Consider the following 18,947-nt stretch of genomic DNA (forward strand, 5'->3'; position numbering starts at 1 on the left):
CTTTCTCCAATGTTCCCAGAAACGTTATACGCGACGTTTCTTAGGTGGACGACAACCGTTATGAGGGATTGGTGTCGCATCAACGATGTTTGTGATACGGAAACCAGCGGCATTCAGTGCGCGAACAGTAGATTCACGACCTGGACCAGGACCCTTAACCATAACTTCCAAGTTCTTTAGGCCATATTCTTTAGCCATCTCTGCACAACGTTCTGCTGCAACTTGTGCTGCGAACGGTGTAGATTTACGAGAACCACGGAAACCTGAACCACCTGCAGTAGCCCATGCTAGAGCGTTACCTTGACGGTCAGAAATGGTCACGATTGTGTTGTTGAAAGATGCGTGGATATGCGCTATACCATCTGCAATTTGCTTGCGGACGCGCTTACGTGCGCGACTTGGTTGTTTTGCCATTGTACTCTACCCTTCCCGACTATTTCTTGATCGGCTTGCTCGGACCCTTACGGGTACGTGCGTTGGTTTTAGTACGCTGTCCACGTAGTGGTAGACTGCGACGATGACGAAGACCACGGTAACAGCCAAGGTCCATAAGACGCTTGATGTTCATGGAAACTTCACGACGTAGATCACCTTCTACAGTGTACTTAGCTACACCATCACGCAGTAGATTGATCTGCTCTTCAGTTAGTTCACTGATCTTAACATTCTCAGCAATACCCACTTCAGCCAAAATAGACTTAGAACGAGTTTTACCAACGCCGTAGATTGATGTTAAAGCAATCACAGCATGTTTTTGATCAGGAATGTTAATGCCTGCTATACGGGCCACTATTCACTCCTAGGTACTTTATATAAAGAATTATCCGCAGCAGAGCCCGTTGAGGATACGCTGCGGTATACTACTTCTTTTGCACGCAAAAGGTAGGTCGAGAAATATACTCGACACTACCTTCTTTTTCAAGTAAAAATTTCTGCTTATTAGCCTTGGCGCTGCTTGTGCTTTGGCTCACTACAAATTACGCGCACAACACCGTTGCGTTTGATAACTTTGCAGTTACGGCAGATTTTTTTAACGGAAGCACGAACTTTCATTGCTAAACTCCGTAAAATCAATCAAAACGGTATGGAGGTATTTATTAACGACCATAACCCTTAAGATTAGCCTTTTTCAACACAGAATCATATTGATTTGACATCATATGAGTCTGTACCTGTGCCATAAAGTCCATGATTACAACTACTACGATAAGTAGTGAGGTGCCGCCAAAATAGAACCTTACGTTCCATGCTGACATCATGAACTGGGGAATCAGACAGATAAAGGTAATGTATAACGCTCCTGCCAATGTAAGGCGGGTCATTACCTTGTCGATATACATCGCTGTCTGTTCACCTGGGCGGATACCGGGTACGAACGCACCTGACTTCTTCAAGTTGTCTGCTGTTTCACGTGGGTTAAACACCAACGCTGTATAAAAGAAACAGAAGAAAATAATTGCAACTGCATACAAGATAACATAAAGCGGCTGTCCCGGGCTTAACGCCAATGAGACATCGGTCAACCAGCTGAATGCTGGGTTACCGCTCTTACCAAACCACTGAGCTAATGTGCCAGGGAAAAGGATTATACTTGAGGCAAAAATCGCAGGAATAACACCGGCCATATTAATTTTCAATGGCAAGTGAGTACTCTGCGCAGCAAATACCTTACGACCTTGTTGACGTTTTGCATAGTTAACGACGATACGACGTTGACCACGCTCCATGAAAACAACAAAGTAGATAGTGGCAAAAGCAATTACTGCAATAAACAACAGAAGAAGAACATGCAATTCACCTTGACGCGCTTGCTCGATAGTTTGTCCGATTGCCTTAGGCAATCCAGCAACAATACCTGCAAAAATCAGTAATGAAATACCATTACCAATTCCTCGCTCTGTAATCTGTTCACCTAACCACATTAAGAACATGGTGCCGGTTACTAAACTTACGGTTGCAATTAGCGTAAACATGGTTTGGTCGATAACGACCAGATTAGGGACCATGTTTGGTAAGCCAGTTGCGATACCAATAGCTTGGAATATTGCAAGTACAAGCGTGCCGTAGCGCGTATATTGGCTGATTTTTCTTCGGCCTGCCTCACCCTCTTTCTTGAGTTCGGCTAACGCGGGATGAACCACAGTCAACAGCTGAACAACAATTGATGCCGAAATATACGGCATAATGCCCAGCGCGAATATAGATGCACGCGAAAGTGCACCACCAGAGAACATATTAAACATTTCAATGATGGTGCCTTTCTGCTGTTCGAACAAATCGGCGAGTACAGCAGCGTCAATCCCAGGAATAGGCACAAAGGAGCCCGCTCGGAACACTAAAAGTGCACATATTACGAATAATAAGCGCGACCTTAGTTCACTTGAGCCGCCTTGAGCACTACGAAAATCTTTTCCTGATTTCTTAGCCATCTGTACCTCAATCCTCGAGATTATTCCTCGATTTTACCGCCTGCAGCTTCGATCGCAGCTTTAGCGCCTTTAGTCACGCGTAGACCTTTTACAGTCACTGCTTTATTGATCTCGCCAGAAAGAACAACTTTAACATTTTCGATGTTCTTAGCAACAACGTTTGCTGCTTTAAGGCTATTTAAATCAACAACTTCGCCAGTTACTTTTGCGAATTCGCTTAAGCGAACTTCAGCAGATACAAATCCTTTACGAGATTTGAAGCCGAATTTTGGCAAACGTTGTTTCAATGGCATTTGACCGCCTTCGAAACCTGGACGAACTGAACCGCCTGAACGCGATTTTTGACCTTTGTGACCACGGCCACCTGTTTTACCAAGGCCCGAACCGATACCACGGCCTAAACGCTTCTTCGAAGGTTTAGAACCCGCAGCCGGTGATAGAGTATTCAAACGCATTCTGATTACTCCTCAATTTTAACCATGTAGTGAACTTTATTGACCATACCACGAATACATGGTGTGTCTTCCAGTTCAACTGTATGGTTGATGCGACGAAGGCCTAGTCCACGCAAAGTAGCTTTATGCTTAGGTAGGCGACCAATTGAGCTTTTAGTTTGAGTTACTTTAATAGTTGCCATGGTGTTCTTACTCCGAAATAGATTCAACAGTCAGACCACGTTTAGCAGCAACCATTTCAGGTGACTTCATGCTACCCAATGCATCGATTGTTGCACGAACAACGTTGATTGGGTTAGTTGAACCGTACGCTTTTGATAGTACGTTATGTACACCAGCCACTTCTAGTACAGCACGCATCGCACCACCGGCGATAACACCCGTACCTTCTGCAGCAGGCTGCATGTAAACTTTAGAACCCGAGTGACGACCTTTCACCGGATGGTGAAGAGTGCCTTCGTTAAGTGCGATAGTAACCATGTTACGACGCGCTTTTTCCATTGCTTTTTGAATCGCTGCAGGTACTTCACGGGCTTTACCGTATCCGAAACCTACACGACCGTTACCGTCACCAACTACAGTTAGTGCAGTAAAGCTCATGATTCGACCACCTTTAACCGTTTTAGAAACGCGGTTAACGGCGATTAGCTTTTCTTGCAAATCATTAGCTTGTTGTTGTTCTTTAGCCATCTTCCAACCCTACCTTAGAATTTCAGACCAGCTTCGCGAGCATTTTCTGCTAGCGCCGCTACTCGACCGTGGTATTGGAAACCAGAACGATCAAATGCAACTGCAGTCACGCCTTTTTCAAGCGCACGCTCAGCAATAGCTTTGCCTACTGCTTTTGCAGCATCGATGTTACCGGTGTTTTTAACCTGCTCACGGATCGCTTTTTCTACAGTAGAAGCTGCTGCGATAACCTCAGAGCCATTAGCTGCAATCACCTGTGCGTACACGTGACGAGGAGTACGGTGTACTACTAGGCGAGTTGCACCCAGTTCTGCAATCTTACGACGTGCACGAAGGGCACGACGGATGCGAGATGCTTTCTTATCCATAGCGTTACCTTACTTCTTCTTAGCTTCTTTAGTACGCACATTTTCATCTGCGTAACGAACACCTTTACCTTTATAAGGTTCAGGTTCACGGTAAGAACGAATATCTGCCGCAACTTGACCAACTAATTGCTTATCACAACCAGTTACAACGATCTCAGTTTGGCTAGGACATTCAGCCTTAATACCTGCAGGCAATTCATGCTCAACAGGGTGAGAGAAGCCTAGAGTTAGAGCTACAGCGTTGCCTTTAACAGCAGCACGGTAACCGACACCTTTCAAAGTTAGCTTCTTAGTGAAGCCTTCAGTAACACCAAGAATCATGTTGTTAACTAGTGCACGAGCAGTACCTGCTTGCGCCCAAGAGTTAGTAACACGTTCGTTGACTGGACCGAAAGTAAGGGCATTGTCTTCTTGTCCAACAACAACTAGGTTGTTAAGAACGCGAGTCAATTCACCTTTAGCACCTTTTACGGTGATCTCTTGGCCGTTTAGTTTCACCTCTACGCCAGCTGGAATAGCGACAGGTGCTTTAGCAACACGAGACATATCCTACTCCTTAAATTACGCTACGTAGCAAATGATTTCACCACCAAGACCGGCTTTACGCGCGGCACGGTCTGACATAAGACCCTTGGAAGTAGAAACTACGGCAACACCCAGACCGCCCATCACAGATGGTAGCTCGTCTTTTTTCTTGTAGACGCGCAGACCAGGACGTGAAACACGTTGGATTTGCTCAATTACAGGTTTAGCTTGGAAGTACTTAAGAGTCACTTCTAGCTCAGGTTTAACTTCGCTGTTTACTGCGAAGTCTACGATGTAACCTTCAGCTTTAAGTAGTGCAGCAATTGCAACTTTAAGCTTTGAAGAAGGCATTGTAACAGCAACTTTTTGTGCTGCCTGACCGTTACGAATACGGGTCAGCATATCCGAAATCGGATCTTGCATGCTCATAAACTTTACTCCAAATGATTAAGTGGCAATTACCAGCTAGCCTTACGAAGTCCAGGAATCTCGCCTTTCATGCAAGCTTCACGAACTTTGATACGGCTCAGACCGAATTTACGTAGGTAACCGTGTGGACGACCAGTTTGGTTACAACGGTTGCGCTGACGTGATGCACTTGAATCACGTGGAAGAGTTTGCAGTTTAAGTACTGCATTCCAACGATCTTCTTCTGATGCGTTTACATCGCTGATGATAGCTTTAAGCGCTGCGCGCTTTTCAGCGTACTTTGCTACTAGCTTGGCACGTTTAACGTCACGTGCTTTCATTGATTGTTTAGCCATAACAGTAACCCTTCACCTTACTTACGGAATGGGAAGTTAAAGGCAGCCAGCAGAGCATGGCCTTCCTCATCGGTAGCACCTGTAGTCGTGATAGTGATATCAAGACCGCGTACTCGATCGACTTTATCGTAGTCGATTTCCGGGAAGATGATTTGCTCGCGAACGCCCATGCTGTAGTTACCGCGTCCGTCAAAAGACTTAGCGCTAACACCGCGGAAATCGCGTACACGTGGTAGAGCGATAGAAATCAAACGCTCAAAGAAATCCCACATGCGCTCGCCACGCAAGGTTACTTTACAACCAATTGGGTAGCCTTCACGAATTTTGAAACCTGCAACAGATTTACGAGCTTTAGTAATCAAAGGTTTTTGACCTGAGATAATAGCCATATCAGATGCTGCATTTTCTAGCAGTTTCTTATCGTTGATTGCTTCACCAACGCCCATATTGAGGGTGATCTTCTCAATTCTAGGGACTTGCATGACGCTTGTGTAACCGAACTGTTTGGTCAGTTCAGCGACTACAGACGACTTGTAGTAATCATGCAGTTTCGCCATAGTAGAACTCCAAATTACTTAATTGTTTCACCGTTAGACTTGAAGAAACGCACTTTAGCGCCTTCTTCAAAACGGAAACCTACACGGTCCGCTTTACCAGTAGCTGCGTTAAAGATAGCCACGTTAGATGCATCGATTGCTGCTTCTTGCTCAACAATACCACCTTGGGTACCAAGAGCTGGAACAGGTTTTTGATGCTTCTTAACTAGGTTGATACCTTCAACGATAACTTTACCAGTTTCAAGAACCTTGCTTACTTTACCTTTCTTGCCTTTATCTTTACCAGCAAGAACGATTACTTCGTCGTTACGACGGATTTTAGCTGCCATTGTTTGCCGCTCCTTACAGAACTTCTGGAGCCAGTGAAACGATCTTCATGAATTTCGCATTACGAAGTTCACGCGTCACTGGACCAAAGATACGTGTACCGATTGGTTGCTCAGTATTGTTATTTAACAATACACAAGCATTACGGTCGAAGCGAATGACAGAACCGTCCTGACGACGTACGCCTTTACGGGTGCGAACTACCACTGCCTTCATTACATCACCTTTTTTTACTTTACCGCGAGGAATTGCTTCCTTAACAGTAACTTTGATGATGTCGCCCACATGAGCGTAACGGCGGTGAGAGCCACCCAGAACCTTAATACACATTACGCTGCGAGCGCCTGAGTTATCAGCTGCGTCCAGCATACTTTGCATTTGGATCATGTTAGTGCTCCGCTAAATATAAAAAAACTAGACCCATCTCGGGTCGGGCTGCCTCTTTAAAAGGGACGCGAATTGTACCACCCTTTTTTTAGAAAGGGTAGTCAAAAAACAAGCGGCTCGAAAAATTTCCCGTAGCCGCTTATTTTATTTATAGAAAAAGAAAATTAAATTTTCGCTTTTTCTACAACTTTAACCAATGTCCAAGACTTAGTCTTAGACAGTGGACGACACTCTTTGATTTCAACGATATCGCCTTGGCTACATTCGTTGTTTTCATCGTGAGCGTGCAGTTTTGTGGTGCGTTTCATGAACTTACCGTAAATTGGGTGTTTTACGAAACGTTCAATGATAACAACAATAGACTTGTCCATTTTGTTGCTAACAACGCGACCTTGTTGAGTACGAATTTTGTCGCTCATTATGCGCCTGCCTTCTCAGTCAAAACAGTTTTCACACGTGCGATATCACGGCGTACAGCTTTTAGAGTGTGAGTTTGTTGTAGCTGACCAGTAGCAGCTTGCATACGCAAGTTGAACTGTTCTTTCAACAAATTCAGTAGCTCAGCATTAAGCTCTTCAACGCTTTTCTCGCGTAGATCTAGTGCTTTCATCACATCACCTGCTTAGTTACAAATGTGGTTTTGAATGGCAGTTTACGAGCCGCTAGGCGGAACGCTTCACGCGCCAACTCTTCAGGTACACCATCAACTTCGTACATAACCTTTCCAGGTTGGATTTGGGCTACCCAGTACTCAACGTTACCTTTACCCTTACCTTGACGAACTTCAAGTGGTTTTTCTGTGATAGGCTTATCTGGGAACACACGGATCCAGATTTGACCTTGACGCTTAATGTGACGTGTCATTGCACGACGTGCCGCTTCGATTTGACGAGCAGTCAGACGACCACGGCCAACAGCTTTTAAACCGAAAGTACCGAATGATACTTCAGTACCTTTAGCTAGACCACGGTTACGACCAGTCTGAACCTTACGGAATTTAGTACGTTTAGGTTGTAGCATCTGTCGACTCCTTACTTACGGCCTTTACGCTGCTTCTTAGGCTTTTCACTCTTAGGTTCAGCAACTGGCATACCGCCTAGAATCTCACCTTTGAAGATCCAAACTTTAACACCAATCACACCATATTGAGTGTGAGCAGAAGAAGTCGCGTAATCAATGTCTGCACGCAGAGTATGTAGAGGCACACGGCCTTCACGATACCATTCTGTACGTGCGATTTCAGCGCCGCCTAGACGACCACTTACTTCAACTTTGATACCCTTAGCACCTAGACGCATTGCATTTTGTACCGCGCGCTTCATAGCACGACGGAACATAACACGACGCTCTAGCTGAGAGGCGATGCCATCAGCAACTAGTTGACCGTCTAATTCAGGCTTACGTACTTCAGCGATATTAATTTGCGCTGGTACACCTGCGATTTTAGCTACAGCTGTGCGTAGCTTCTCAACGTCTTCGCCTTTCTTACCGATAACAACACCTGGACGAGCAGTGTGAATAGTCACACGGATGCTCTTCGCAGGACGCTCGATAACGATGCGTGATACAGACGCTTTTGACAATTCCTTAGTGAGGAATTGACGTACCTTGAAATCGCCGTCTAGGTTGTCAGCGAACTCATTGGTATTAGCAAACCATGTAGCATTCCAAGGCTTAACGATGCCAAGACGAATACCATTTGGATGTACTTTCTGACCCATTGCTTACTCTCCTAGTCTCTTAGCGATCTGCGACAACCACAGTAATGTGGCTTGAACGCTTCAAGATACGATCCGCACGACCTTTAGCACGAGGCATAATACGCTTCATGATAGGGCCCTCATCTACGAAGATTTTAGCGACACGTAGATCGTCAATGTCAGCACCTTCGTTGTGTTCCGCGTTAGCGATTGCTGACTCTAGAACTTTTTTCACTAATTCAGCCGCTTTTTTGTTGCTGAAAGTTAGCGTTTCTAGAGCCTGATCTACGCTTTTACCGCGAATAAGATCTGCTACTAAGCGAGCTTTCTGAGGAGAAATGCGAGCAAAGTTATGTTTAGCTAAAGCTTCCATTATTTACTCCTTACTTCTTCTTAGCTTTCTTATCCGCAGCATGACCGCGGTAAGTACGAGTAGGTGCGAATTCGCCCAGTTTGTGACCGATCATCTCGTCAGTTACGAAAACTGGCACGTGTTGACGACCATTATGGACAGCGATGGTCAAACCAATCATTTGTGGAATGATCATTGAACGACGGGACCAAGTCTTTAAAGGCTTCTTGTCTCCGCTTTCCACCGCTTTCTCTACCTTCTTCAGCAAGTGTAGGTCAATAAATGGACCTTTCTTGAGAGAACGTGGCATGGCTTATCCTCTTTAATAGATTACTTATTACGACGACGTACGATGTACTTGTCAGTGCGTTTGTTCTTACGGGTCTTAAAGCCTTTAGTAGGAACACCCCATGGAGATACTGGATGACGGCCACCAGAAGTACGACCTTCACCACCACCGTGTGGGTGATCAACAGGGTTCATTACCACACCGCGAACGGTAGGACGAACACCGCGCCAGCGGCTAGCACCAGCTTTACCAAGTTCACGAAGCATGTGTTCGTGGTTGCCTACTTCACCGATAGTTGCACGGCATTCAGACAGAACTTTACGCATTTCGCCAGAACGTAGACGAAGTGTTACATACGCACCGTCGCGAGCAACGATTTGTACATAGGCACCAGCTGAACGTGCGATCTGTGCACCTTTACCAGGTTTTAGTTCAACGTTATGTACTGTTGAACCTACTGGGATGTTGCGCATTGGCAAAGCGTTACCCGCTTTGATTGGTGCATCAACGCCAGATTGAACTTGGTCACCAGCTTTTACGCCTTTAGGTGCAATGATGTAACGACGTTCACCGTCTTTATATAGTACTAGAGCGATGTTCGCACTACGGTTTGGATCGTATTCAATACGTTCAACCGTTGCAGGGATACCATCTTTAGTACGTTTAAAATCAATCACACGGTAATGTTGCTTGTGACCACCACCGATATGACGAACTGTAATTCGACCGTTGTTGTTACGACCACCGTTTTTAGAGTTTTTCTCTAAAAGAGGTGCGTAAGGCTTACCTTTGTAAAGGTCAGCATTTACGATTTTAACAACGTGACGACGACCAGCCGAAGTCGGCTTACATTTAACAATAGCCATTTTTCAACTACTCCTGTTATTCCGCGCCGCCAACAAAGTCAAGATCCTGACCTTCATTCAAAGTAACGTACGCTTTTTTAACGTCGCTACGGCGACCTTGGCGTAGACCTTGACGTTTGGTCTTACCCTTAGTGATAAGAGTGTTTACAGACTTAACTTCAACTTCAAATAGTTTTTCTACAGCAGCTTTGATTTCTTTTTTAGTGGAGTCAATTGCAACTGTGAAAACGATAGTGTTCGCTTTCTCTGCAGCCATAGTAGCTTTTTCAGAGATGTGCGGAGCACGCAAAACTTTTAGTAGACGCTCTTCACGAATCATGCCAGCATCTCCTCAACTTGCTTAACTGCAGACGCAGTCATTAGAACCTTGTCAAATGCGATTAGGCTTACCGGATCGATACCAGAAACGTCACGCACGTCAACTTTGTAAAGGTTACGAGCAGCTAAGAATAGATTCTCGTCTACTTCGCCAGTAACGACAAGAACGTCGTTAAGCTCATGTTCTTTAAGCTTAGCTACTAGCTCTTTAGTTTTTGGAGCTTCTACTGTGAAGTTATCAACAACGATTAAACGCTCTTGACGAACCAACTCAGAAAGAATGCTCTTCATAGCACCGCGGTACATTTTTTTGTTTACTTTTTGGCTGTGATCTTGTGGTTTCGCAGCAAAAGTAACACCACCTGTACGCCAGATCGGGCTACGGATTGTACCAGCACGAGCACGGCCAGTACCTTTTTGACGCCATGGCTTAGCGCCGCCGCCAGAAACTTCTGAACGTGTCTTTTGAGCACGAGTACCTTGACGAGCACCTGCTGCATACGCAACAACTACTTGGTGTACAAGAGCTTCGTTGAACTCACGTCCGAAAGTAGTTTCGGAAACAGTTAGTGCATCAGCACCTTTAACCATCAATTCCATTACTTACTCCTAGACGTTATGCTTTTACAGCTGGTTTTACGATCACGTTACCGCCTGTTGAGCCTGGAACTGCACCTCTGATAAGAAGTAAGTTACGCTCAGCGTCAACACGTACGATCTCTAGGTTTTGAGTCGTTACACGCTCATTACCCATTTGACCTGCCATTTTCTTGCCTTTAAATACACGACCTGGAGTCTGACATTGACCGATAGAACCAGGAGCGCGGTGAGACAAGGAGTTACCGTGAGTCGCATCTTGAGTACGGAAGTTCCAACGCTTAACAGCGCCTTGGAAACCTTTACCTTTAGATGAACCAGTAACGTCTACTTTTTTAATTTCATTGAACAGTTCAACAGTCAGTTCAGCACCAACTTCGAACTCTTCACCGTTTTCTAAACGGAATTCCCAAAGACCGCGGCCAGCTTCAACACCTGCTTTCGCAAAGTGACCAGCTTCAGGCTTAGATACGCGGCTAGCTTTCTTATCACCAGCAGTAATTTGGATTGCTGCATAACCATCTGTTTCAAGTGATTTCACTTGAGTTACACGGTTCGCTTCAACCTCAACTACTGTTACTGGGATAGAAACGCCTTCTTCAGTAAATACGCGGGTCATACCCACTTTACGTCCGACTAGACCAATCATTATTCTAACTCCCCTTAACCTAGGCTGATTTGAACATCTACACCAGCAGCAAGATCAAGACGCATCAGAGCATCAACAGTCTTGTCAGTCGGTTCAACGATGTCGATCAGACGCTTGTGAGTACGGATTTCGTACTGGTCACGCGCATCTTTGTTTACGTGTGGAGAAGTAAGAACAGTGAAACGCTCTTTACGAGTAGGCAGTGGAATAGGACCACGAACCTGTGCGCCGGTACGTTTAGCTGTTTCAACGATTTCCGCGGTAGAAGCGTCGATTAGTTTGTAATCGAAAGCTTTCAAGCGGATACGGATGCGTTGGTTCTGCATGAGACAGAGCTCCAATATTTATAAAAATTACACAAACAATATCGCCACTCTAACCCACTTAGCGTGAGAGAATGTCGATTGATTTATGTGAAACCGTAGCGTCCTAATTGGACACATTGTCAGCTAACAAAAAAAGATAAGTTAGTTATCTAGTAATTATTAACTGCGAACTTAAGCAGAGTATACATTACCCAATAAATACTGAGATTATATGGCTCCTCGCCGCTCATTGGTTCACAACTGACTTAAGCCAGTGCGGTGCATTATACAGATATCGATCTGGCTTGCAAGCGGTGTGTGAAAAATATACGAATCTTATTGTTATCTCTTCTATTAACCACAAACAGCGCGATGAGACATCGCGCTGTTTGTGCTCGATAAAGACCGAATAAGCTACGCTGAGCGTTGACGTACCGCTTCAAATAAGCACACACCCGTGGCAACGGAGACATTTAAGCTTGATACCGTGCCCGCCATCGGGATCTTAATCAAGTCATCACACGTTTCACGAGTCAGCCGACGCATACCGTCGCCTTCTGCCCCCATAACGATGGCTAAAGACCCAGTTAAGTCAGTCTGGTACACATCGTGTGTCGCTTCACCAGCGGTTCCGACAAACCACACACCCTGCTCTTGTAAGGCGCGCATTGTCCGAGCGAGATTGGTGACACGAATCAAAGGAACCGTCTCAGCTGCGCCACAGGCAACTTTGCTGACGGTCGCATTCAATGGCGCTGATTTATCTTTCGGTACAATGACGGCTGCAACCCCTGCTGCATCCGCATTACGCAGGCAAGCACCGAGGTTGTGTGGATCGGTAACGCCATCGAGAACTAACAGTAAAGGGGACGGCTGCGTCGCTAGAATGGTATCTAAGTCGTTTTCATTCAATACCTTCGCCGGCTTCACTTTTGCAATAACGCCTTGGTGATTCGCGCCTTTGGCACGATCATCAAGTGTCTTACGATTCATTTCTTGAATCGAGACACCAATACTTGTGAGCTCATTTAGTACGGGTAATAGACGATCATCCTGACGGCCTTTTAAAACATATGCTTCAATAAAACGTGCGGGATCACGCTCTAATACCGCTTTAATGGCATGGATACCATAAATCAGTTCGTTACTCATCGTTTACCTATTTCTTTGCTTGCTTTGCCGGCTTACTGCGGGCTTTATTTTTTCGAGCTTTTGAGGCTTTCGTTTTTTTACGCTTACGTTCGGCGTTATCTTCTGGGCGCTTTGGTGGCTCGACTGCCGGTACCGCTTTACCTTTAGAAGCGACTTTCTTATTTTTCGCTTTGGCTTTGGCTTCCGCCACCCGTTTCTTCGCGGTTTTCCCCTCGCCTCGCGCTTTACGTTCCGTGCCTTCCAGCGCGAAATCAATTTGGCGGTCATCGAGGTTCACCGCTTGGACTTTCACTTTGACACTATCCCCTAAGCGATAAATGGCACCAAATGACTCACCTTTTAGTCGCTGTCCTACTGGATCAAAATGATAGTAATCGTTCGCCAGTGACGAGATATGCACTAAGCCATCAATATGGAGTTCAGACAAACGGACGAAAAAGCCAAATCCTGTCACATTGGCAATCACCCCATCAAGAACTTCACCGACGTGGTCTTGCATGTATTCACATTTCAGCCAATCGGACACATCGCGAGTGGCGTCGTCAGCACGGCGCTCTGTTGTTGAACACTGTTCCCCATAGAAGTCCATATCATCAAATGAGTAATGATACCCGCCTGTTGGCGTCCAACGGTCTTGGTTCTGTCCCTTTTCCTTGGCAATCAGATATTTGATAGCACGGTGCAATAAGAGATCAGGGTAACGACGAATCGGCGAAGTAAAGTGCGCGTACCGTTTCAACGCCAATCCAAAGTGTCCACAATTGTCGGCATTATACACCGCTTGCTTCATTGAGCGCAGCAGCATCGTTTGGATCAATTCTTTATCTGGACGTTCGCCAATTTGATGCATTAAGTCCGCATAATCGGTTGGCGATGGCTCCAAGCCTCCCGCCAAGTTCAGTCCTAGCTCGCTCAAAAAGTCACGGAACCCGACCAAGCGTTGCTCTCCGGGAGATTCATGAATTCGATATAACGCCGGTTCTTTGGCTTTTTCGACGAGAGAGGCAGACGCGATATTGGCTAAAATCATGCATTCTTCGATGATCTTATGCGCATCGTTACGAACCACGGGCTCGATACGATCAATTTTACGCTCAGCATTAAAAATAAATTTCGTTTCGACCGTTTCAAATTCAATCGCACCGCGAGCATCTCGGGCTTTTTTCAACACACCGTACATACGGTAGAGCTCTTCTAAGTGAGGCACAACCGATTGATAGCGCTCACGCAGGTCTTCATCACCTTGCAAGATGTGCGACACTTTGTTGTACGTCAGGCGTGCATGAGAATTCATGACGGCTTCGTAATGCTTATAACCAGAAAGTTTGCCCGCTTCAGAGATGGTCATTTCGCACACCATACACAAACGGTCGACCTGCGGATTCAATGAACATAAGCCATTGGATAACACTTCAGGCAACATAGGGACCACTTGTGAAGGGAAATACACTGAGTTACCCCGGTTGATCGCTTCTTTATCAAGTGCCGTCCCAGGACGAACATAATAACTCACGTCAGCGATGGCGACCCATAAGCGCCAGCCACCGCCTTTTTTCGCTTCACAATACACCGCATCATCAAAATCGCGCGCATCTTCACCATCAATCGTGACTAAGGGTAAATCACGTAAATCTACTCGGCCTTTCTTCGCCTCTTCCGGAACCTCTTCACCAAGATGGGCGATTTGCTTGGTCACTTCCTCGGGCCATTCACACGGAATCTGATGGGTATGAATCGCAATTTGAGTTTCCATCCCTGGCGCCATATTTTCGCCAAGCACTTCCACAACTTTCCCCATCATGCTGCGATTACGTGCACCACGATCGGTGATCTCTATCACCACCACATTGCCCATACGCGCACCCGCGCGTTTCTCATCGGGGATCAAAATATCCTGATGGATACGTGAATCATCTGGCACAACATATGAGCAGCCTTGTTCGAAGAAGAAACGTCCAACAATTTGTCCATTTCTGGCTTCCAAAATTCGAATCAAGCGACCTTCTTTACGACCTCGTTTATCCGTTCCTGATGGCTGAACCAAAACATAATCGCCATGGATAATGGTTTTCATTTGGTGGTGCGGCAGTAGAATGTCGTTGTCTTTACCAATGCTGCCCTCAGGACGTACCCAGCCAAAACCATCACGATGTCCGATGACATAGCCTTTAACCAGCTCGAGTTTTTCTGGTAAGACGTAACACTGGCGACGAGTGAACACCAGTTGCCCATCACGCTCCATGGCGCGTAAACGACGGCGTAAACCTTCGTAATGATCTTCCCCTTGCAGCTCTAATGCGGCAAAGAGATCGTTGCGGTTCATGGGAACGTTCGCCTGTCTTAAGAATTCAAGAATGTATTCTCGACTTGGAATAGGGTTCTCGTAATTCTGCGATTCGCGCTCAGCAAATGGGTCTTGATTGGTCTTCTCTGACATAGATTGGCCTAATTGTGCTTGATAGGAAGGAAGCTGTTGTTAGTATATCTGAGTCAATGCCTAAGCTACAGTTACTGATAGAAAAACCTGATACAGCTGTATAAAAAATGTTACTCTAACTAGCATACCATAGTCACTTAAATGCCTATGTCGGTGTCGAAACATGATGTTGAAACCCGTGGGCGAATACTCAAATTCATATCTATGGTGGTGCTACATCTAACTGACTACAATAACATCTTATCGAAGGAATGGACACCTTATGCTACTTTTCCAACGCTTAGGCTGGTTTTTCCGGCGCTATTGGCATACCTATTCGCTCGCGCTCACGATGCTATTTATCGTCGGACTGCTGAATATGGCAATCCCTTGGGTCATCGGCCGCTCAGTGGATCAAATTCTTGCGACCCACAGCATGGACAATACCCGACACTACCTCATCATTCTTTTACTCTGTGGTATTGCGATCTACTTACTGCGCTATGGATGGCGACGACTTTTATTTGGTACCTCTTTTCATCTCGCTAACCTTTTCCGTCGGCAGTTTTATCAACGATTAACCAAGCAAGGCCAAGCCTTTTATAGTGCCCACTCAACCGGCGATTTAATGGCTCGAGCCACCAATGATATCGATGCGGTGGAGTCGGCGGCCGGGGAAGGAATACTCTCTGGTTTTGATGGTATGAGTACGTTCATTCTCGTCGTCATTATGATGTTTGTCTTTATTGATTGGCGTTTAGCCACAGTCGCATTGATCCCTTTCCCCTTCATGGGCGTTTTCTTCTATCGTTTATCCAGCACGATTCATCATCAATTTCGCGATACCCTAGATAAATTCTCGACGTTGAACGAACAAACTCAGCAAGCCATCGTGGGAGTGAGAATGATCAAAGCGATGGGTCGTGAAGAAATTGAAAAGCAGCAATTTGATCATATCGCTGAGCAAGCGGCACACAGCAATTATCATGTGGAGCGCTCAGAAGCTAAATTTGATCCCGTGATTCAAGTCAGCTTGGGCTCCTCAATGCTACTGACCCTGCTAATGGGCGGGTGGCTGATTCATCAAGATCAGTTAACCGTCGGGCAACTAACCAGTTTTAGTTTGTATTTATCACAATTGATTTGGCCGATGTTTGCCTTTGGCTGGCTCATGAATATTCTCCAGCGCGGCAACGCCGCAATCGGCCGTTTATACGAACTACTGTCACTGCCCGATACGATTGAAGATACTGGTCAACTTACTCCGCATGGCCATGAAATCGCCATTGAGTCGCTGACATTCACCTATCCCGAGACTCGGCAACCCAGCTTGGTCGATATCAATGTCACACTACCAGAGCAACGGGTTCTGGGCATTGCGGGGCCAACCGGAGCAGGTAAGTCGACCTTATTACAATTATTAATGCGTTATTGGGAAGTCGAAAACGGCGTGATCACACTCAACGACATCCCTTTGCGAGAACTCTCGTTACATGCGCTGCGCGAACAATTTGCCTACGTGCCACAAGATGCCTTTTTATTCAGTACCTCAATTTTAGAAAACATTCGGATGGGGAAACCTGACGCCAGTGACGAAGACATCTATGAAGCCGCTAGGCTAGCCGCCATTCATGATGACATTGTGCAGTTTCCAGAAGGCTATCACACCTTAGTCGGCGAACGAGGTGTCACGTTATCTGGCGGGCAAAGACAACGTGTCTCGATTGCGCGTGCTCTCATCAGTGACGCCGCCATTCTAATTTTGGATGATGCGTTATCCGCCGTCGATGTGGGTACCGAGCAGACCATTATTCGCCATTTAAAACAACGGGAATCGCAAAGTGTCATCATCGTGACTCACCGCCTCTCTGCGATTGAACACGCCAATGAAATTATCGTGCTCTCCCACGGTAGAATTGCCGAACGGGGCACCCATCAACAACTCAGTCAAAGCAATGGTTGGTATTCTCAAATGGTCGCGTATCAACAAATGAAGCAAGCGTTAGATAAGGACTATCATGACGAAGAATAATCATGGAAAACACACTTCCGGAGCGTTTAGCTTACTGATCGGCTATGTGTTTCAAGACAAACCCCTATTATATAAAGCATTAACACTGGTGGTATTTGCCACCGCGCTGGATGTGGTTGGCCCAATGATATCCAAAGTATTTATTGATAATTTTATCATCCCCGACACCTACCCCAAATGGCCGGTGATTGGCATTACGCTGCTGTATGTATTGAGCATTGTGCTGTCCACTCTGCTCAAATATCAGCAAACTCTGAAGTTTGTCGATTTAGCGCTGAATGCGGTATTGGATATTCGTAAGCGGGCATTTCATCACGTGTTAAGTTTGCCGATGGCCTATTTTGATTATGCGCGTACCGGCCAATTAGTCAGTCGCATCACCAATGACACTGAATCGATCAAAGATGTGTATGTGCAATTTCTCTCCAACGTTGTCTCCAACGTCATCATGCTATTTGGTATTTTAGTTGCCATGGCCATCTTGGATGTACAGCTCATGCTGGTTGCTTTAGCGTTAATGCCAGCCGTGGCTTTGATCATTTATATCTATCAACGCTTAAGTGGGGACGTCGTCGCAGAAAGCCGTCAACTCCGTTCCGATATCAACGCGACCATTAGCGAATCGATTGGCGGTATGGCGGTGATTCAATCGACCAATCAACAAGATCCTAAACTCAAACAATTCAATCGTATTAACGATCGTCACTATCGCACCCGCTTGAAAACCATGACCATCGCCAGCTTCTTATTGCGACCCGCCATCAACCTCATGAGTGTGGTGGTGACGGCTGCGATTGTCTGGTTTTTTGGTATCAAAGTCGTGCAAGGAGTGACGGAAATTGGGGTGTTGTACGCCTATCTCAATTATCTCGGCCGATTTACTCAACCTCTGATGGAGATCGCGCAGCAGTTCAGTTTGTATCAACAAGCGATGGTCGCAGGCAGCCGTGTCAACACCCTGCTTAGCGAGCCGACGCTGCTAGAAAATCCTGACTCGCATGCTCAACTGACTCAGGGACACATCACTCTTAATCAGGTGTCCTTTGGCTATAACCCGGATAAGCCCGTACTTAAAGATATCAATATCGACATTCCTGCTGGGCAATTTTTTGCCGTGGTCGGGCATACGGGCAGCGGTAAAAGTACCTTACTTAGCTTGTTGTTGAATTTTTATCAGCCACAAACGGGCAGTGTTCGAATCGAAGGTCACCCGTTGCAAGAATTCAGTCATGACATGCTAAGACAAGGAGTGGGATTTATTCCCCAAGATCCGTTTATTCTCTCTGCGAGCATTTTCGAGAATATTTCCATGGGAAGAGAATTTACTCAGCAACAAGTCGAAGTCGCCGCTCGAGAAGCACACTTGCATGAGGTGATTGTCGCCATGCCTGATGGCTACCAAACCCATCTTGGTGAGGGAGGATCGCGCCTCTCTACCGGTCAGCGACAACAGTTAATCATCGCACGTGCGCTGGTCGCCTCTCCGAAAATTTTATTACTCGACGAAGCCACCGCCAACGTCGATAGTGAAACCGAACAAGTGGTACAAAAGGCGTTAAATAATTTGTATGGTCGCGTCACGATGATTGTCGTGGCACATCGCCTGTCAACCATTCGAAATGCGGATACCATTCTCGTATTAGACGATGGAGAGCTGATTGAACAAGGGGATCACCAAGCTTTGATGGCGATTGAACACGGTCGTTACCGGGCGATGTATGAACTGCAACAGCAAGAGCAAAAAGTCGCGTTAGCGGCGGGGTAATTCA

The 18,947-nt window shown here is 46.0% G+C and carries 29 protein-coding genes; 2 read left to right on the forward strand and 27 right to left on the reverse strand.

The window, feature by feature from the left end; genetic code table 11:
* Positions 1-24 precede the first annotated feature (24 nt).
* The 27 genes from rpsK to rnr form a co-directional block, all read right to left on the reverse strand.
* Positions 25-414 carry a 30S ribosomal protein S11 gene (rpsK, locus tag EAE30_RS16890; RefSeq protein WP_077314034.1) on the reverse strand — a complete coding sequence of 130 codons (390 nt, stop codon included), beginning with the start codon at positions 412-414 and terminating at the stop codon, positions 25-27.
* Positions 415-433: 19 nt separating this feature from the next.
* A complete protein-coding gene (gene rpsM, locus EAE30_RS16895; protein WP_123016968.1) occupies positions 434-790 on the reverse strand; it encodes a 30S ribosomal protein S13 in 357 nt (118 codons plus the stop codon).
* A gap of 149 nt (positions 791-939) precedes the next feature.
* Entirely contained in the window at positions 940-1,053 is a 114-nt protein-coding gene (gene rpmJ, locus EAE30_RS16900) for a 50S ribosomal protein L36 (protein WP_000868186.1), read from the reverse strand.
* A gap of 44 nt (positions 1,054-1,097) precedes the next feature.
* Positions 1,098-2,429 carry a preprotein translocase subunit SecY gene (gene secY, locus EAE30_RS16905; protein ID WP_123016969.1) on the reverse strand — a complete coding sequence of 444 codons (1,332 nt, stop codon included), beginning with the start codon at positions 2,427-2,429 and terminating at the stop codon, positions 1,098-1,100.
* 20 nt (positions 2,430-2,449) lie between these two features.
* Entirely contained in the window at positions 2,450-2,884 is a 435-nt protein-coding gene (rplO, locus tag EAE30_RS16910; RefSeq protein WP_123016970.1) for a 50S ribosomal protein L15, read from the reverse strand.
* Positions 2,885-2,889: 5 nt separating this feature from the next.
* Complete coding sequence (gene rpmD / locus EAE30_RS16915) at positions 2,890-3,066, reverse strand: 50S ribosomal protein L30 (protein WP_123016971.1); 177 nt, start codon at positions 3,064-3,066, stop codon at positions 2,890-2,892.
* Between the two features lie 7 nt (positions 3,067-3,073).
* A complete protein-coding gene (gene rpsE / locus EAE30_RS16920; protein ID WP_123016972.1) occupies positions 3,074-3,574 on the reverse strand; it encodes a 30S ribosomal protein S5 in 501 nt (166 codons plus the stop codon).
* Between the two features lie 14 nt (positions 3,575-3,588).
* Positions 3,589-3,942: a 50S ribosomal protein L18 gene (gene rplR / locus EAE30_RS16925; protein ID WP_123016973.1), complete on the reverse strand. Its 354-nt coding sequence runs from the start codon at positions 3,940-3,942 to the stop codon at positions 3,589-3,591.
* Positions 3,943-3,951: 9 nt separating this feature from the next.
* Positions 3,952-4,488, reverse strand: coding sequence for a 50S ribosomal protein L6 (gene rplF, locus EAE30_RS16930; RefSeq protein WP_123016974.1), 537 nt, complete (start codon positions 4,486-4,488; stop codon positions 3,952-3,954).
* A gap of 15 nt (positions 4,489-4,503) precedes the next feature.
* A complete protein-coding gene (rpsH, locus tag EAE30_RS16935) occupies positions 4,504-4,896 on the reverse strand; it encodes a 30S ribosomal protein S8 (protein ID WP_077314047.1) in 393 nt (130 codons plus the stop codon).
* 29 nt (positions 4,897-4,925) lie between these two features.
* Entirely contained in the window at positions 4,926-5,231 is a 306-nt protein-coding gene (rpsN, locus tag EAE30_RS16940) for a 30S ribosomal protein S14 (RefSeq protein WP_123016975.1), read from the reverse strand.
* 17 nt (positions 5,232-5,248) lie between these two features.
* Positions 5,249-5,788, reverse strand: a complete 540-nt coding sequence (gene rplE, locus EAE30_RS16945; protein ID WP_123016976.1) for a 50S ribosomal protein L5 — start codon at positions 5,786-5,788, stop codon at positions 5,249-5,251.
* Between the two features lie 14 nt (positions 5,789-5,802).
* On the reverse strand, positions 5,803-6,117 hold the full coding sequence (gene rplX / locus EAE30_RS16950; protein ID WP_123016977.1) for a 50S ribosomal protein L24: 315 nt from the start codon (positions 6,115-6,117) through the stop codon (positions 5,803-5,805).
* A gap of 13 nt (positions 6,118-6,130) precedes the next feature.
* Positions 6,131-6,502 carry a 50S ribosomal protein L14 gene (rplN, locus tag EAE30_RS16955; protein ID WP_123016978.1) on the reverse strand — a complete coding sequence of 124 codons (372 nt, stop codon included), beginning with the start codon at positions 6,500-6,502 and terminating at the stop codon, positions 6,131-6,133.
* 164 nt (positions 6,503-6,666) lie between these two features.
* A complete protein-coding gene (rpsQ, locus tag EAE30_RS16960) occupies positions 6,667-6,921 on the reverse strand; it encodes a 30S ribosomal protein S17 (RefSeq protein WP_123016979.1) in 255 nt (84 codons plus the stop codon).
* Complete coding sequence (gene rpmC, locus EAE30_RS16965) at positions 6,921-7,112, reverse strand: 50S ribosomal protein L29 (protein WP_004728606.1); 192 nt, start codon at positions 7,110-7,112, stop codon at positions 6,921-6,923. Before rpmC ends, rpsQ begins: the two co-directional genes overlap by 1 nt.
* A complete protein-coding gene (gene rplP, locus EAE30_RS16970; RefSeq protein ID WP_077314058.1) occupies positions 7,112-7,522 on the reverse strand; it encodes a 50S ribosomal protein L16 in 411 nt (136 codons plus the stop codon). The genes rpmC and rplP overlap by 1 nt, the downstream gene beginning before the upstream one ends.
* An 11-nt stretch (positions 7,523-7,533) precedes the next feature.
* Positions 7,534-8,223 carry a 30S ribosomal protein S3 gene (rpsC, locus tag EAE30_RS16975; protein WP_123016980.1) on the reverse strand — a complete coding sequence of 230 codons (690 nt, stop codon included), beginning with the start codon at positions 8,221-8,223 and terminating at the stop codon, positions 7,534-7,536.
* A gap of 19 nt (positions 8,224-8,242) precedes the next feature.
* Positions 8,243-8,575: a 50S ribosomal protein L22 gene (gene rplV / locus EAE30_RS16980; protein WP_077314062.1), complete on the reverse strand. Its 333-nt coding sequence runs from the start codon at positions 8,573-8,575 to the stop codon at positions 8,243-8,245.
* Positions 8,576-8,585: 10 nt separating this feature from the next.
* Positions 8,586-8,864, reverse strand: coding sequence for a 30S ribosomal protein S19 (gene rpsS / locus EAE30_RS16985; RefSeq protein ID WP_026959667.1), 279 nt, complete (start codon positions 8,862-8,864; stop codon positions 8,586-8,588).
* Positions 8,865-8,884: 20 nt separating this feature from the next.
* Positions 8,885-9,709, reverse strand: a complete 825-nt coding sequence (gene rplB / locus EAE30_RS16990; RefSeq protein WP_123016981.1) for a 50S ribosomal protein L2 — start codon at positions 9,707-9,709, stop codon at positions 8,885-8,887.
* Between the two features lie 16 nt (positions 9,710-9,725).
* Entirely contained in the window at positions 9,726-10,028 is a 303-nt protein-coding gene (gene rplW / locus EAE30_RS16995) for a 50S ribosomal protein L23 (RefSeq protein WP_077314066.1), read from the reverse strand.
* Positions 10,025-10,627, reverse strand: a complete 603-nt coding sequence (rplD, locus tag EAE30_RS17000; RefSeq protein ID WP_123016982.1) for a 50S ribosomal protein L4 — start codon at positions 10,625-10,627, stop codon at positions 10,025-10,027. Before rplD ends, rplW begins: the two co-directional genes overlap by 4 nt.
* Positions 10,628-10,643: 16 nt before the next feature.
* Positions 10,644-11,273, reverse strand: a complete 630-nt coding sequence (gene rplC, locus EAE30_RS17005) for a 50S ribosomal protein L3 (RefSeq protein ID WP_123016983.1) — start codon at positions 11,271-11,273, stop codon at positions 10,644-10,646.
* A 14-nt stretch (positions 11,274-11,287) separates the two neighbouring features.
* Positions 11,288-11,599 (reverse strand): 30S ribosomal protein S10, encoded by a 312-nt coding sequence (gene rpsJ, locus EAE30_RS17010; RefSeq protein ID WP_004736761.1) that lies wholly within the window; start codon positions 11,597-11,599, stop codon positions 11,288-11,290.
* Between the two features lie 393 nt (positions 11,600-11,992).
* Positions 11,993-12,730, reverse strand: a complete 738-nt coding sequence (rlmB, locus tag EAE30_RS17015; RefSeq protein ID WP_123016984.1) for a 23S rRNA (guanosine(2251)-2'-O)-methyltransferase RlmB — start codon at positions 12,728-12,730, stop codon at positions 11,993-11,995.
* Between the two features lie 7 nt (positions 12,731-12,737).
* Positions 12,738-15,167 carry a ribonuclease R gene (gene rnr, locus EAE30_RS17020; RefSeq protein WP_123016985.1) on the reverse strand — a complete coding sequence of 810 codons (2,430 nt, stop codon included), beginning with the start codon at positions 15,165-15,167 and terminating at the stop codon, positions 12,738-12,740.
* 262 nt (positions 15,168-15,429) lie between these two features.
* On the opposite strand from rnr, the gene EAE30_RS17025 reads away from it, so the two are divergent.
* A complete protein-coding gene (locus EAE30_RS17025) occupies positions 15,430-17,178 on the forward strand; it encodes an ABC transporter ATP-binding protein (protein WP_123016986.1) in 1,749 nt (582 codons plus the stop codon).
* The gene (locus EAE30_RS17030; protein WP_123016987.1) at positions 17,165-18,943 is read left to right on the forward strand and encodes an ABC transporter ATP-binding protein; all 1,779 of its coding nucleotides are present in this window, start codon (positions 17,165-17,167) and stop codon (positions 18,941-18,943) included. Before EAE30_RS17025 ends, EAE30_RS17030 begins: the two co-directional genes overlap by 14 nt.
* The last annotated feature ends 4 nt before the right edge of the window (positions 18,944-18,947 follow it).

Source organism: Vibrio zhugei (assembly GCF_003716875.1).
In the GTDB taxonomy this organism is placed as follows: Bacteria; Pseudomonadota; Gammaproteobacteria; order Enterobacterales; family Vibrionaceae; genus Vibrio; species Vibrio zhugei.

Excerpts from the sequence above, each read along its gene's own strand:
- rpsK (WP_077314034.1), bottom strand. The coding sequence starts at position 414 with ATGGCAAAACAACCAAGTCGCGCACGTAAGCGCGTCCGCAAGCAAATT.
- rpmJ (WP_000868186.1), bottom strand. The coding sequence starts at position 1,053 with ATGAAAGTTCGTGCTTCCGTTAAAAAAATCTGCCGTAACTGCAAAGTT.
- secY (WP_123016969.1), bottom strand. The coding sequence starts at position 2,429 with ATGGCTAAGAAATCAGGAAAAGATTTTCGTAGTGCTCAAGGCGGCTCA.
- rplO (WP_123016970.1), bottom strand. The coding sequence starts at position 2,884 with ATGCGTTTGAATACTCTATCACCGGCTGCGGGTTCTAAACCTTCGAAG.
- rpmD (WP_123016971.1), bottom strand. The coding sequence starts at position 3,066 with ATGGCAACTATTAAAGTAACTCAAACTAAAAGCTCAATTGGTCGCCTA.
- rpsE (WP_123016972.1), bottom strand. The coding sequence starts at position 3,574 with ATGGCTAAAGAACAACAACAAGCTAATGATTTGCAAGAAAAGCTAATC.
- rplR (WP_123016973.1), bottom strand. The coding sequence starts at position 3,942 with ATGGATAAGAAAGCATCTCGCATCCGTCGTGCCCTTCGTGCACGTCGT.
- rplF (WP_123016974.1), bottom strand. The coding sequence starts at position 4,488 with ATGTCTCGTGTTGCTAAAGCACCTGTCGCTATTCCAGCTGGCGTAGAG.
- rpsH (WP_077314047.1), bottom strand. The coding sequence starts at position 4,896 with ATGAGCATGCAAGATCCGATTTCGGATATGCTGACCCGTATTCGTAAC.
- rpsN (WP_123016975.1), bottom strand. The coding sequence starts at position 5,231 with ATGGCTAAACAATCAATGAAAGCACGTGACGTTAAACGTGCCAAGCTA.
- rplE (WP_123016976.1), bottom strand. The coding sequence starts at position 5,788 with ATGGCGAAACTGCATGATTACTACAAGTCGTCTGTAGTCGCTGAACTG.
- rplX (WP_123016977.1), bottom strand. The coding sequence starts at position 6,117 with ATGGCAGCTAAAATCCGTCGTAACGACGAAGTAATCGTTCTTGCTGGT.
- rplN (WP_123016978.1), bottom strand. The coding sequence starts at position 6,502 with ATGATCCAAATGCAAAGTATGCTGGACGCAGCTGATAACTCAGGCGCT.
- rpsQ (WP_123016979.1), bottom strand. The coding sequence starts at position 6,921 with ATGAGCGACAAAATTCGTACTCAACAAGGTCGCGTTGTTAGCAACAAA.
- rpmC (WP_004728606.1), bottom strand. The coding sequence starts at position 7,112 with ATGAAAGCACTAGATCTACGCGAGAAAAGCGTTGAAGAGCTTAATGCT.
- rplP (WP_077314058.1), bottom strand. The coding sequence starts at position 7,522 with ATGCTACAACCTAAACGTACTAAATTCCGTAAGGTTCAGACTGGTCGT.
- rpsC (WP_123016980.1), bottom strand. The coding sequence starts at position 8,223 with ATGGGTCAGAAAGTACATCCAAATGGTATTCGTCTTGGCATCGTTAAG.
- rplV (WP_077314062.1), bottom strand. The coding sequence starts at position 8,575 with ATGGAAGCTTTAGCTAAACATAACTTTGCTCGCATTTCTCCTCAGAAA.
- rpsS (WP_026959667.1), bottom strand. The coding sequence starts at position 8,864 with ATGCCACGTTCTCTCAAGAAAGGTCCATTTATTGACCTACACTTGCTG.
- rplB (WP_123016981.1), bottom strand. The coding sequence starts at position 9,709 with ATGGCTATTGTTAAATGTAAGCCGACTTCGGCTGGTCGTCGTCACGTT.
- rplW (WP_077314066.1), bottom strand. The coding sequence starts at position 10,028 with ATGATTCGTGAAGAGCGTCTACTAAAAGTTTTGCGTGCTCCGCACATC.
- rplD (WP_123016982.1), bottom strand. The coding sequence starts at position 10,627 with ATGGAATTGATGGTTAAAGGTGCTGATGCACTAACTGTTTCCGAAACT.
- rplC (WP_123016983.1), bottom strand. The coding sequence starts at position 11,273 with ATGATTGGTCTAGTCGGACGTAAAGTGGGTATGACCCGCGTATTTACT.
- rpsJ (WP_004736761.1), bottom strand. The coding sequence starts at position 11,599 with ATGCAGAACCAACGCATCCGTATCCGCTTGAAAGCTTTCGATTACAAA.
- rlmB (WP_123016984.1), bottom strand. The coding sequence starts at position 12,730 with ATGAGTAACGAACTGATTTATGGTATCCATGCCATTAAAGCGGTATTA.
- rnr (WP_123016985.1), bottom strand. The coding sequence starts at position 15,167 with ATGTCAGAGAAGACCAATCAAGACCCATTTGCTGAGCGCGAATCGCAG.
- EAE30_RS17025 (WP_123016986.1), top strand. The coding sequence starts at position 15,430 with ATGCTACTTTTCCAACGCTTAGGCTGGTTTTTCCGGCGCTATTGGCAT.
- EAE30_RS17030 (WP_123016987.1), top strand. The coding sequence starts at position 17,165 with ATGACGAAGAATAATCATGGAAAACACACTTCCGGAGCGTTTAGCTTA.